This is a genomic window from Leisingera sp. ANG-DT (genome assembly GCF_000813785.1).
In the GTDB taxonomy this organism is placed as follows: Bacteria; Pseudomonadota; Alphaproteobacteria; order Rhodobacterales; family Rhodobacteraceae; genus Leisingera.
Map to the genome: position 1 here is coordinate 239018 of NZ_JWLE01000005.1, position 11906 is coordinate 250923.

The window sequence follows — 11906 nt, forward strand, 5'->3', positions numbered from 1 at the left end:
ATGAGGGTTTGCGCCTGATTATCACGAACAGGCGGCGCAAAATGCATCAAAAACGTCAGACTCCCGGAGCTATTCTCCGGCCTTTAGGATTTTTTCTGAACCATCCTCGCCCAGTCGGCGGCGCTTGCGCAGAGCAAAGGGAGTAATTCCGAAGAAGCTCTTGTAAAGACTGGAGAACCCATTGGGAAATCCACAGGCAAGACCGATCTCGCGGACGCTCATGGTGGTATTGAGCAACAAGTTGTTGGCCTTGGAAAGCCGCATTTCCCGGTAAAACCCATTGGGAGTGGTCCCCAGGAAAGTCTTGAACTTGCGCTCCAGCGAGCGGGTGGAGATGCCTAGCTCCCCGACGATGTCGCTGATCGGCACCGGTTCCTCGATGTTGTCCTGCATGATGCGGATGCAGTGGTCCAGATCGCTGTCTCCGGTGATGGTCGGCTTGGCGCCGGCAAAAGGCTGCAGCGAGGAGAAATCGCGCACCTGTTCGTGCAGCATGATGTTGCCCACGGTCATCTGCGCCGCAGCAGAGGTCAGCCTGCCGACCAGCGCCAGGATGATATCGACGGTGGACCCCATGCCAGCGCAGGTCACCACCAGCCCGTCCTCGCTGGCCAGCGCGTGGCTGGAATCGTTCAGCCCCATCCGCTCGCGCAGCAGGGCGGAGTTTTCCCAATGAGTCGTCAGCCGCCCGGCGGCGCCACCCTGGTCACGGATATAGCGCGCCGCGGCCTCGGCCAGCAGGTAGACCTTGATATCGCGGCAGGTGTAGCTGGAAATCACCCGTCCCAGGCTGAGGCCTGGATGGTCCGGGTCCGAGTTGCCAAGGAAGAAGGCGAAATCCGCGTCCGGCTTGGCCGCGAAGGGTTCAGTATCCACGCTTAGGCCCGCCCGGCAGCCCACCCGGCCACCCTGCAGCGAGCGGACGGTCCATTTGAACGGCGGCTGGGCCAGCACGCGGTTGGCGATCCGCAGAACCTCCAGGATCGCCGACATCTCGATCAGGACAAATCCTTCGGTGACGATGATGTCGATGTGCCAGACCCGGGCCGGGTCTGCCGCTTTGAGTTTTTCCGGAGCTGCCATGCTGATCCCCTCCCCTGGTCAGACGATCCGATGCCCGGCCGCGCGCAAACAGCGGGCCAGTTCGGCAATATGGTCCGGGCCGACTTCACAGCAGCCGCCGACGATCGTGGCGCCTTGGGCAACCCAGCCCATGGCAAATTCCGCGTAGGCCTTGGGCCCCAGATCCTGACGCTGCTCCAGCGCGTCCACGGTGGGGGCATCTTTCAGAAACCCCTCGGAAATCCGGGTGAACCCGTTGGCATATGCGCCGCAGGGCTTGCCGAAGGTTTTGACAATTTCCAGGCCTGCGCCGACGACCTCGGGGCGCGAACAGTTGAGCAAGACCGCCTCCGGCTGGAAATCCTCGACCACCGCCGCGAGATCCGCCAGCGGCTCGCCGGAACGCAGCAGCGTTCCGTCTTCATCAGAAACAGAAGCCGCCAGCCACACTGGTTTCGCCGTCCCGGCGCAGCCAAGCAGCGCCCCCCTAGCGTGTTCGATAGATGACACGGTTTCGATCAGGTACAGATCCGCCTGCGGGTCCAGCAGCTGAACAATCTCTGCGTAGACCGGTGCGGCCTCCTGGTGCGGCGGGCAGATATCCGGGCGGTAAGAGGCAATCAGCGGCCCCAGCGCAGCGGCGACACGGCCTGAGCCGTGGGCGTCCCGTGCAGCGGTTGCCTGAGCGGCCGCCGTGGACAGCAGTTCTTCGAAATGCTCCTCGATGCCTGCGCGGACCAAGCGGTCGCGCAGCACCGCATAGGTATTCATGGTGGCCATTGTGGCCCCGGCAGCAAAGTAGTCCGCGTGAATGCCGCCGACCACATCCGGCTTTCCGATCATCACGGAGGTTGACCACAGCGGCGTCGCCCGGTCGCCGGACCGCTTGACAACTTCCTGCCCGATTGAGCCGTCAAGAAGGATGATATCTGTCATGGGGCCTCCTGCGGGGGAATCAGGACCAGTTTGCCCGGAAACGCCTTGCTCATGAAATCGGCTTGCGCCCGAGCGATGTCCTGCAGGGGATAGGTTGCCGAGACCAAGGGACGGATTGCGCCGGAATTGATCAGCTCCACCAGTTCAGCAAAGACCGTACGGGGGGAGAAGGTGCAGCCGTGGACAGTGATGTCGCGCAGGTAAATCTCGCGCAGGTCCGCTGTGACGATCGGGCCGGCAATGGCGCCGGAGACCGCGTAATGCCCGCCGGGCCGCAGCGCCTGTATCAGCGCGGGCCAGGCCGGGCCGCCGACCACGTCTATGACGGCGTCGAAACTGCCTGGTTCAGGTGTTTCCACGCGGCCAATGATGCTGCAAGCCCCCATCGCGGTCACCGCATCCGCTTTGGCGGGCGATGTCTGACCAGTCACTTGCGCGCCAAGATGGGCCGCCAGCTGGACCGCAGCCAGCCCGACCCCGCCGGAAGCGCCGGTCACCAGCACCCGGTGGCCACCGGAGACACCAGCACGGTGCAGCAGGTTCCAGGCGGTTCCATAGGCACAGGGCATCGCCGCGATCTCGGTATCGGACAAGGGAGAGGCGCTGACATCGAACAGCTCTGCCGCCTCCATCAGGCAGTATTGCGCGAAAGCGCCATCAAGTTCTGACCCCAGAGCAACGAAGGCCACCGGGTTGTCCGGCTGCGGCCGGGGAATATTGATCTGGCTGGTGACCCGCTGCCCCACGTGGAAGTCACCAACATCTGGGCCGGTCTGAACTACTAGGCCACACAGGTCGCCGCCCTGGATACGGGGAAAACTCAGGGAGCCGCCCCAGCCGCCAGCTTCGACCTCTGCGTCATCGCCCACCGCATCCGTGGCCCCAGTCACGTCTGACGAATACCAGCCGATCCGGGTGTTGATGTCGGTGTTGTTGACGCCAGCCGCCAGAACCTTGACCAGCACCTGCCCCGGCCCTGGGACCGGAACAGGAATGTCTTCACGCCATTTCAGCGCATCCGGCCCGCCATGCCGGGTCAAACAGACGCCTTTCATCATCTTGGCCATCGCTGAAGCCTCCTGAATTAAGCGTGACGGGCCGACCCTAGCACATCAGGCGCGCAGGCGCTCGTTGGCCGGATCCCACAACGGTTCGTCCTTCTGAACCACCGCGCGGCACTTCTCGCCGTAGATCTCTACCTCCAGTTCGGTACCCGGAACGGCCAGCTCAGGACGCACCATGCCCAGCGCGATGGAGGCATTCACACGGTAGCCCCAGTCGCCGGAAGTGGTTTCACCCACGATCTCGCCATCTTTCCAGATGCAGGACATGTAAGGCGCGTCTGCCTCGCCAGCTTCGACAATCAGGGTCACAAAGGACTTTTTCACGCCCTGCTGCTTTTCGTTCTGGATTGCAGCCTTACCCGGGAAATCCTGCGGCTTGTCCAGTTTGACAAACCGCTCCAACCCGCCTTCGAGCAGCGAGTAGTCGGTCGACAGATCACCCTTCCAGGTGCGGTAGCCCTTCTCGATGCGCAGGGAATTCAGCGCATACATGCCGAACGGCTTGGCGCCGCCTGCGAGCAAGGCATCATAGATTGCCGGCTGATGCTCATTGGCGCAGTGCACCTCCCAGCCCAGTTCGCCGGCAAAGGACACCCGCGCCAGGAAGGCGGGTTTGCCCGCGACCGTGGCTTCCTGGTGGGTCAACCAGCCAAGCGACAGGTCGGCGTCGGAGATACCTGCAAACAGCTCACGCGATTTCGGGCCGGTGACGATCATAGTTGCGAATTCGGTGGTGTGGTCGGTCAAGGTCAGGCCGTCAGGCAGCGCCTTCTTCAGGATTTCGAAATCGTGCCACTGGGCCGAGCCTGCGGTGATCATGGTAAAGTGGTCTTCGCCATGACGGACACAGGACATCTCGGTCAGGATACGGCCGCGGTCGTCCGAGAAGTAGACCAGGTTCATCCGGCCCACCTTGGGCAGACCGCCAGTCACCAGGCCGCGCAGGAATTCCGCAGCGCCTTCACCGCTCAGGTTGAAGCGGGAGAAGCCCGGCAGGTCAAGCACACCGGCGCCGTCACGGACCGCTTCGCATTCTTCCTTGATGCGCTGCTGCCACGGGCCGGAGCGGCCCCAGGTGTGGGTGGCCTCTTCCGAGGTATCGTCACCCGGCTGCGCGAACCAGTTGGCGCGTTCCCAGCCGTTGTAGGCGCCCATCACGCCACCCAGTTCTTTGATCTTGGCATGGACCTGGCTGACCTTCTTGTCGCGCGCGGCCGGCCACTCGTGGTGCGGGAAGTGCATGGCATATTCGTTGCCGTAAACTTCCATGCCTTTCTGGTTGCAGTAGTCCTGATCGGTGTAGTCGGTATAGCGGCGCGGATCGACGGCCCACATGTCCCACTCAGTGTGGCCATCGATGATCCATTCTGCCAGCACCTTTCCGGCGCCGCCGCCCTGGGCAATGCCGAAGGTGAAGCTATGCGCTTCGAAGGCGTTTTTCACACCGGGCATCGGGCCGATCATCGGCAGACCATCGGGCGCATAGGGGATCGGGCCGTTGATCACGCTGGAGACACCGGAAGTCGCCATCAGCGGCACCCGCTCCATCGCGTCGGTGACGATATCCTCGATACGGTCTAGGTCTTCCTGCCACAGCTGGAACGAGAAGTCCTCAGGCATCGGATCGTCTTCGGTCAGCCAGTGGCCTTTGCAGTTCGGCTCATAGGGGCCGAGGTTGTAGCCGTGCTTTTCCTGACGCAGGTAGTAAGACACATCCACATCACGGATCAGGGGCAGCTTGCCGCCGTGTTCCTTGGACCAGGCTTCGACCTCGGGGATCTGTTCGGTCAGCAGGTACTGGTGCTCCATCACCATGGCAGGCACGGTCCGGCCGCCGTAGGGCTTGAACATCTCGCCCACGCGCTGCGCGTAGTATCCGGCGGCGTTCACCACATAGTCGCAGTCGATGTCGCCTTTTTCAGTGTGCACGGTCCATGTTCCGTCTTCGTGCTGGGTCACACCGGTTGCCGGGGTGAAGCGCAGGATCTTTGCGCCCATATCGCGCGCACCTTTGGCCAGGGCCTGGGTAAGCTGTGCCGGGTCGATGTCGCCATCGGTCGGGTCATAGAGAACACCTGCCAGGTCATGCGTCTCCAGGAACGGATAGTGTTCCTTGGTTTCTTCCGGGGTCCACATCTCCATCGGGATACCCTGGTAACGGCCCATGGACATGGCGCGTTCGAATTCCTGCATCCGCTCTTTGGTGTGTGCCAGACGGATCGAGCCCGAAACATGGTAGTTCATCGGGTAGTCGACCTCTTCGGCCAAGCCTGAATACAGCTCAGTCGAGTAGCGCTGCATGTTCATGATCGCCCAGGAGGTCGAGAAGGTCGGCACGTTGCCGGCCGCATGCCAGGTCGAACCGGCAGTCAGCTCGTTCTTCTCCAGCAGCACACAATCGGTCCAGCCTTTCTTGGCCAGATGATAAAGCGACGAGCAGCCGACGACGCCGCCGCCGATGATGACCACACGGGCCTTGGTTGGAAAATCAGACATGTTCGCTCCCTAGTCTCAGTCTTCTTGCGGCACGCCGTCCGCAATCCGGTAGTAGTCGCCCTTGGAGGCGGTAAAGATGTGCTTTTCGACGCTGAGACCGGTGTTCCCGTCGACAGCGCCCAAAGCGAAACTGGTGGTGTCTTCCCCCGTCCCCTTCCAGAACAGGAAGGAGCCGCAGCGCGGGCAGATCCCGCGCTTGGCCTGCGGCGTTGCCTCGAACCAGCTCACCGGTCCGGTGATCGTGAGGTCTGCGTCGCGCACCTGCGCAGAGACCCAGATGCCGCCGGATTGCTTGCGGCACTGGCTGCAATGGCACATTGAGGCATTTTGCGGTTTGGCCGCAGTTTCAAAACGGATGTCGCCGCAGAGGCAGGATCCCTTGATCATAACCTTCCTCCTAATAGACCGGCGGCGCGATAACCCAGACAGCCACCGCGGGCTCTTCATAAGGGTTTGACCACTGATACGGCTCATGCTTGATCCGGAAACTGTCGCCAGGGCCAACAGTAAAGCTGCGGCCTCCGATCAGCAGATCCAGCTTGCCCGAGATCATGTAGCCGACCTCCTGTGTCGGCCGGTTCGCCGGGGTCTGCATCCGCGAGTTGGGCTGGAAGGTGGAGTGCACCATCTCGAAATCGTCGGTCAGGTCGGGGGAGAGCAATTCCTCGATCAGCCCTTCCTCACCGGAGCCCATCGGGCGGCGGGAGCCTGCACGCACGATATAGCCATGTTCATCTGCCGGGGCGCCGGAGTGGGCAAACAGCATCGACATCGGTACGCCCAGCGCTTCGGCAATCTGCCGCAGGTCGGAGATCGAGGGCTCGGACATGTCCCGTTCAACTTGGCTCAGCCAGCCGACCGAGCGGTTCAGCATCGCGGCAATATCCGACAGGGTCAGACCGCGCGCCTTGCGCAAGGCCCGGATATCCGCCCCCAGTGTCGCCGTTGCCACCGTCTGATCGTTCACCGGCTCTCTCCCCGCTCCGTGAAAAAATCCTCTCGTTTTTCACGATGGACCGAGTTCGTGAAATTTCCAAGCCCTTTTTCACGGGGCGGAAGAGTGCCATGAAAAAACCCAGCGCCATCAGGCGCCGGGCGGCTTTTTCTGGTCGATTGTCCCTTGGAAGAAGGCTGCAAGGCCGGGGGCAAAGCCCCGAATATGCGAATCAGCCGCGGCTGAACACCTGCCGCAGGATTGCCTCCAGCTGGTCAGCGTCTTCCTGAGTGAAGGCATCGGGCTTGTCGCTGTCAATGTCAAACACCCCGATCAGTTCTCCAGCACCGTTCCAAACCGGCAGCACCAGCTCCGAGCGTGTAGAGGACGCGCAGGCGATGTGGCCGGGAAAGGCATCGACATCCGGTACCAGTTGCACCACACCAGTGCGCGCCGCTGCGCCGCAAACGCCGCGGGAGAATGGGATCTGCAGGCAGCCATGGCCGCCCTGATAAGGCCCGATCTTCAGCAGCTCCGGTGCCACGACGCGGTAAAAGCCGGTCCAGTTGAAGCGGCCGTCCGCGTGGTGCACCTCGCAGGCCACGGTGGCCATCAGCGCCACTTCATCCGTTTCGCCTTCGGTCAGCGCCGCGATGGTCTTGGCCAGGGTTGCGTATTCGACCTGCATGTGCAGCTCTCCTGAAACGTATTGAGGGGGCTGTCTGCCCCCTCTTGACCTCACGGTCAATTCACCCCCGCGAGTATTTCGCAAAAGTGAAGATCAGACCCGCTCAATCGCAATTGCGGTACCTTCGCCACCGCCGATGCAAATCGCTGCCACGCCGCGCTTGAGGCCGCGTTTTTCAAGAGCGTTCAGCAGGGTGACCATGATCCGCGCGCCGGAGGCGCCGATCGGGTGCCCCAGCGCGCAGGCGCCGCCGTGCACGTTCACCTTATCGCGTGGGAGGCCCATTTCATGCATGAAGGCCATCGGCACCACGGCAAAGGCCTCATTCACCTCCCACAGATCAACGTCTTCGACGGTCCAGCCGATTGACTTGAGCAGTTTCTGAGCAGCCGGCACCGGAGCGGTGGTGAACCAGCCCGGCGCTTGGGCGTGGCTGGCGTGACCTAGAATGCGGGCGCGGACTTTCAGGCCTTGCGCTTCGGCAGCTTCAGCGGAGGCCAGTACCAAGGCCGCAGCTCCATCAGAAATGGAGGAGGCATTGGCTGCGGTCACTGTACCGTCCTTGCGGAACGCCGGTTTCAGCGTCGGGATCTTTTCCGGGCGTGCGGATTTTGGCTGCTCATCCGCATCCGTGATGACATCGCCCTTGCGGGTTTTCACGGTCACGGCTGCGATTTCACCGTCAAACGCACCGCTTTCCTGCGCTTCCAGCGCATTGGACAGCGATTTCAGCGCATATTCGTCCTGCGCCTCACGCGTAAACTGGTATTTTTCGGCGCAATCTTCGGCAAAGGTGCCCATCAGGCGGCCCTTGTCATATGCGTCTTCCAGACCGTCCAGGAACATATGGTCGATCACCTGGCCATGGCCAATGCGGGCGCCGCCGCGCATCTTGGGCAGCACGTAGGGCGCATTTGTCATGCTCTCCATGCCTCCGGCAATCATCGTGTCCGCCTGGCCCAGCGCAATCTGGTCAAATGCGATCATCGCCGCCTTCATACCCGAACCGCACATCTTGTTGAGCGTGGTGGCTGGCACTTCTTCGCCCAAGCCAGCAGAGAAGCCTGCCTGGCGCGCCGGTGCCTGACCCTGCCCTGCCGGCAGCACGCAGCCCATCAGCACCTCGTCCACGGTGGCAGTGCCGGCCCCTTCCAAAGCAGCCCGGATTGCCGCGCCGCCCAGCTCTGCAGCCGTCACCCCGTCATACATGCCCTGGAACCCGCCCATAGGCGTCCGGGCCGCTCCGGCGATAACAACATCTTTCATGCAATTTTCCTCCAATCGTCAAAATTATACCTACAGAAAAGTAAGCTTTGCGGTCTAGAGTACAGCCTAATGACGTTACATCCCGGGGGACTAAAATGAGCCTGACCACCACCATGACGGACGGTGCACAGATCGTCAAAGTCAATGCAGAGCGCATTGATGCCGCCATGGCCATCCAGTTCAAGGAAGACATGCGCACCGAAACCGAAGCCGGGGCCGAGCGCGTCATTCTGGACCTGTCCGAGGTGCAGTTCATCGACTCCAGCGGACTTGGCGCGATTGTTGCGGCCATGAAGCAGCTGGGCGGTGGCCGTAAGCTGGATCTGGCCGGGCTGACCCCCATGGTGGAGAAAGTCTTCAGGCTGACGCGCATGGACACGATCTTTGATCTGTATAGTTCGCTGAGTGAAGCAACCGCCCCGGCCAGCGCAAATTCCTGAAGACGACTGCGCTGGCGGCGCAAAGCGAGAAATTGATGGTAAAAACCTTTGCTTGCTCGTTCACAGCCACGAATACAGATGCCCGCTCCAGCATCTCATCGGTCGTGGCCCGGCTGCGGACCTTGGGTATCCCCTCGGCCCGCGCTGACGAGGTGCAAATTGCTTTAACTGAAGCCGTGAACAACGTGGTAGAGCATGCCTATGCAGACGCAACACCTGGGGATGTTCGTATCAAAGCGGAACTTACCCACGATCGGCTTTGGATCAGCATCCAGGACGCTGGTTCTCCTTTCCCGAACGGGCAACTGCCTGAAGGCAAGCCCGCCGATGTCAATGTTCCGGTCAAGAGCCTGCCCGAGGGCGGATTTGGCTGGTTCCTGATCCGGGAATTGGCCAGCCAAGTCCAGTATGAGCGGTCCGAAGGAAGCAATAATCTGACGCTCTGCTTCGAGATTCAGGTTACCAGTCCCTCTGCCGAGGCTTGAACCTGATCTTGCGTTGACGGCCTCCAACACCACTTAAACGCAACTTTAACGTTTCGCCACAATAGCGCCGCATTTCCGGCCCGCCACGGCCCAACAGGTATGCGAAACGTTACTTGTAGCTGAAACGAGCTTCCCCTGGTGCCGTGTGTTCTTGCCCCCACCAGAGCACGGCACCGGGGACATCTCTTTTCAGCGCTTCCTATTCCCCCTCACCACCGTATCTCCAGTTCCTACACCCTCGCTGAGGAATTGGCTTGTTTTCCGGCGCGTGTTGCCTAGGCTCTCGGCGTCAATACGGGAAGCAAGGCCATGCGAGATTTTCATTTACCCGGACGCTCGGCAGTTTTTGCTTCCGCCGGCATGTGCGCCACCTCTCACCCGCTGGCTGCCGGTGTGGCGCTGGACATGCTAAAGCGCGGCGGCAACGCCATGGACGCTGCAGTGGCCGGGGCGGTTCTGCTGGGGATCTGCGAGCCGCAAATGACCGGGATCGGTGGCGACTGCTTTGTGCTGTTTTCGCGCCCGGGGCAAGGAATTCAGGCGCTTAACGGATCCGGCTTCGCCCCAGCAGGAGCCAATGCAGCCGCTCTAAGAGCACAAGGTCTTGGCGCGGTTCCGCTGGGCAGCGCGGATGCCGTTACCATCCCTTGCGCCATTGATGCATTCTGCCGCCTGGCGGAGTCCGAAGGCTGCCTTGGGCTTGATGTCCTGCTGCAACCTGCCATTCAGTACGCAGAAGAAGGCGTGCCCGTAGCGGCACGCACAGCATTTGACTGGCAGAACAGTGCCGGAACCTTAACCGGTGCGGCGCGTGACCACTTTCTGAAAGACGGAAAACCGCTAAACTCGGGTGATCTGTTCCGTGCACCCGGCCAAGCCGAGGTGCTTCGCAGGATTGCAAAGCACGGGCGTGACGCGTTTTACTTAGGTGAAGTAGCTGACGACATGGTGTCAGCACTATCGGCTGTTGGAGGCACGCACTCGCTGCAGGACTTTGCCAGTGCCTGCAGTTTCTTTACCCAACCGGTTGAAGGCTCCTACAAGGATATGGGGTTAGCCGAGCATCCTCCCAACGGCCAGGGCGCTACGGCGATCCTTCTGCTGAATATTCTTAAGCAATTTGACCTTGCAGGATTGGATCCTTTAGGTGTGGAACGCGCGCACATCGAGGCTGAGGCCGCCAAGCTGGCATATGACGCGCGCAACCGGTTTTTAGCAGATCCTGACCACACCTCCCGGCTGGAGCACATGCTGGCGCCGGAAACTGCCTCACGTCTTGCCGCTCTGATCGACCCCAAGCAGGCCATACCTGCCGCCGCGCCACTGACGGAAGCGGTTCACAAGGACACAGTTTACATCACGGTGGTGGACAAAGACCGGATGGCGGTTTCGCTGATCTATTCCATCTTCCACGGCTTTGGCTCTGGAATCGCGTCAGAAAAATTTGGCATTCTCTTGCAGAACCGCGGCGCGGGTTTCACTCTCGAAAAAGGCCACCCCAACGAGCTGGGGCCCGGCAAGCGACCAATGCATACCATCATTCCGGCAATGCTGACGCAAGATGAAGAAGTGACTATGCCTTTTGGCGTGATGGGCGGTGGATATCAGCCTGCAGGTCACGCCCGTCTGGTGTCGAACCTTCTGGATTTCGGCATGGACCTGCAATCCGCCATTGATGCCCCGCGCTGCTTTGCCGATGCTGGCTTGCTGAAGGTGGAGCGAGGCTACTCAGATGCGGTCCGCCAGCAGCTGACGGATTTGGGCCACAAAGTCGAGGTTCCAGACACTCCGCTGGGAGGTGCACAGGCAATCCGCATCCATGCTTCCGGCGTACTGGAAGGCGCCAGCGACCCGCGCAAGGACGGCTGCGCACTGGGATACTGAAAACCCGGCGTCAGACAGGCCCCTCTGAAAAATTCAGTTCAGTTGATAGTGCAGCGCATAGGCGCCGCCATCGAAGTTTCCGAACATTTCAGGCACATCAGGGTGACCAACAGGCTCTCCTGAATAGTCCGCAACCAAGTTCTGTTCGGAAACGTAGGCCACATAATAGCTTTGGTCGTTCTCCGCCAGCAAATGGTAGAAAGGCTGGTCCTTAACGGGACGGCTGTCTTCCGGGATCGCCTCATACCATTCCTCGGTATTCGAAAATTCCGGGTCAACATCAAAGACGACGCCGCGAAAGGGATGCTTCCGGTGGCGGACGACCTGCCCAAGATTGTATTTTGCGCGTGTTCTCATCATGGTCTTTATGCCCCCGTCTTTTCTAAATAGCGCGCGCTTCGGGGAAATGTCCAACTGTTGAGGCAAATTTTCGGGGAAACAGACTGTGGACTCCATTTTGACAGTACCCGGAGACGCCGTCGTGAAACGTGCAGGCAACTGACCTGGCGGATCAACCTCACAGCTGGAACTTTTCCCCGCGTAGCAGACGGCGGAACAGGCAGTTTCACCCCGAAATCACCGATTTTTTTCACCACCGCAGCTGAAATCGTTTCAGGAAATGTGATTTCCTCGCCTGCTGCAATCGGCTAA

12 protein-coding genes are annotated in these 11906 nt (G+C 60.9%); 3 read left to right on the forward strand and 9 right to left on the reverse strand.

What is annotated here, in order from left to right; translation table 11 throughout:
• Positions 1–69 precede the first annotated feature (69 nt).
• The 8 genes from RA21_RS06395 to RA21_RS06430 all read right to left on the reverse strand — a co-directional run bounded on the left by RA21_RS06395 (position 70) and on the right by RA21_RS06430 (position 8446).
• Positions 70–1083, reverse strand: a complete 1014-nt coding sequence (locus tag RA21_RS06395) for a GlxA family transcriptional regulator (protein ID WP_152610503.1) — start codon at positions 1081–1083, stop codon at positions 70–72.
• A gap of 18 nt (positions 1084–1101) precedes the next feature.
• Positions 1102–1998, reverse strand: a complete 897-nt coding sequence (locus RA21_RS06400) for a homocysteine S-methyltransferase family protein (RefSeq protein ID WP_039147412.1) — start codon at positions 1996–1998, stop codon at positions 1102–1104.
• Complete coding sequence (locus RA21_RS06405) at positions 1995–3065, reverse strand: alcohol dehydrogenase family protein (RefSeq protein WP_039147414.1); 1071 nt, start codon at positions 3063–3065, stop codon at positions 1995–1997. Before RA21_RS06405 ends, RA21_RS06400 begins: the two co-directional genes overlap by 4 nt.
• A 45-nt stretch (positions 3066–3110) precedes the next feature.
• Positions 3111–5558, reverse strand: coding sequence for a GcvT family protein (locus tag RA21_RS06410; protein ID WP_039147416.1), 2448 nt, complete (start codon positions 5556–5558; stop codon positions 3111–3113).
• 15 nt (positions 5559–5573) lie between these two features.
• Complete coding sequence (locus tag RA21_RS06415; RefSeq protein ID WP_019297645.1) at positions 5574–5945, reverse strand: GFA family protein; 372 nt, start codon at positions 5943–5945, stop codon at positions 5574–5576.
• Between the two features lie 10 nt (positions 5946–5955).
• Positions 5956–6525, reverse strand: a complete 570-nt coding sequence (locus tag RA21_RS06420; protein WP_019297644.1) for a helix-turn-helix domain-containing protein — start codon at positions 6523–6525, stop codon at positions 5956–5958.
• Between the two features lie 199 nt (positions 6526–6724).
• Positions 6725–7180 (reverse strand): GAF domain-containing protein, encoded by a 456-nt coding sequence (locus tag RA21_RS06425; RefSeq protein ID WP_019297643.1) that lies wholly within the window; start codon positions 7178–7180, stop codon positions 6725–6727.
• A gap of 93 nt (positions 7181–7273) precedes the next feature.
• Positions 7274–8446 carry a thiolase family protein gene (locus RA21_RS06430; RefSeq protein ID WP_039147418.1) on the reverse strand — a complete coding sequence of 391 codons (1173 nt, stop codon included), beginning with the start codon at positions 8444–8446 and terminating at the stop codon, positions 7274–7276.
• A gap of 95 nt (positions 8447–8541) precedes the next feature.
• Here RA21_RS06430 and RA21_RS06435 point away from each other — a divergent pair, with 95 nt between their 5' ends.
• From RA21_RS06435 to RA21_RS06445, 3 genes are all read left to right on the forward strand, one after another.
• Positions 8542–8886, forward strand: a complete 345-nt coding sequence (locus RA21_RS06435; protein ID WP_019297641.1) for an STAS domain-containing protein — start codon at positions 8542–8544, stop codon at positions 8884–8886.
• Between the two features lie 35 nt (positions 8887–8921).
• A complete protein-coding gene (locus tag RA21_RS06440; protein ID WP_019297640.1) occupies positions 8922–9371 on the forward strand; it encodes an ATP-binding protein in 450 nt (149 codons plus the stop codon).
• 309 nt (positions 9372–9680) lie between these two features.
• Positions 9681–11255 carry a gamma-glutamyltransferase family protein gene (locus tag RA21_RS06445; protein WP_039147421.1) on the forward strand — a complete coding sequence of 525 codons (1575 nt, stop codon included), beginning with the start codon at positions 9681–9683 and terminating at the stop codon, positions 11253–11255.
• Positions 11256–11288: 33 nt separating this feature from the next.
• Here the strand turns inward: RA21_RS06445 and hspQ are convergent, their stop codons facing one another.
• Positions 11289–11615, reverse strand: a complete 327-nt coding sequence (hspQ, locus tag RA21_RS06450; RefSeq protein WP_039147423.1) for a heat shock protein HspQ — start codon at positions 11613–11615, stop codon at positions 11289–11291.
• Between the last annotated feature and the right edge of the window lie 291 nt (positions 11616–11906).

Bases quoted from the DNA above. Each gene is read 5' to 3' on its own strand.
- RA21_RS06395 (WP_152610503.1), bottom strand. From the start codon at position 1,083: ATGGCAGCTCCGGAAAAACTCAAAGCGGCAGACCCGGCCCGGGTCTGG.
- RA21_RS06400 (WP_039147412.1), bottom strand. From the start codon at position 1,998: ATGACAGATATCATCCTTCTTGACGGCTCAATCGGGCAGGAAGTTGTC.
- RA21_RS06405 (WP_039147414.1), bottom strand. From the start codon at position 3,065: ATGGCCAAGATGATGAAAGGCGTCTGTTTGACCCGGCATGGCGGGCCG.
- RA21_RS06410 (WP_039147416.1), bottom strand. From the start codon at position 5,558: ATGTCTGATTTTCCAACCAAGGCCCGTGTGGTCATCATCGGCGGCGGC.
- RA21_RS06415 (WP_019297645.1), bottom strand. From the start codon at position 5,945: ATGATCAAGGGATCCTGCCTCTGCGGCGACATCCGTTTTGAAACTGCG.
- RA21_RS06425 (WP_019297643.1), bottom strand. From the start codon at position 7,180: ATGCAGGTCGAATACGCAACCCTGGCCAAGACCATCGCGGCGCTGACC.
- RA21_RS06430 (WP_039147418.1), bottom strand. From the start codon at position 8,446: ATGAAAGATGTTGTTATCGCCGGAGCGGCCCGGACGCCTATGGGCGGG.
- RA21_RS06435 (WP_019297641.1), top strand. From the start codon at position 8,542: ATGAGCCTGACCACCACCATGACGGACGGTGCACAGATCGTCAAAGTC.
- RA21_RS06440 (WP_019297640.1), top strand. From the start codon at position 8,922: ATGGTAAAAACCTTTGCTTGCTCGTTCACAGCCACGAATACAGATGCC.
- RA21_RS06445 (WP_039147421.1), top strand. From the start codon at position 9,681: ATGCGAGATTTTCATTTACCCGGACGCTCGGCAGTTTTTGCTTCCGCC.
- hspQ (WP_039147423.1), bottom strand. From the start codon at position 11,615: ATGATGAGAACACGCGCAAAATACAATCTTGGGCAGGTCGTCCGCCAC.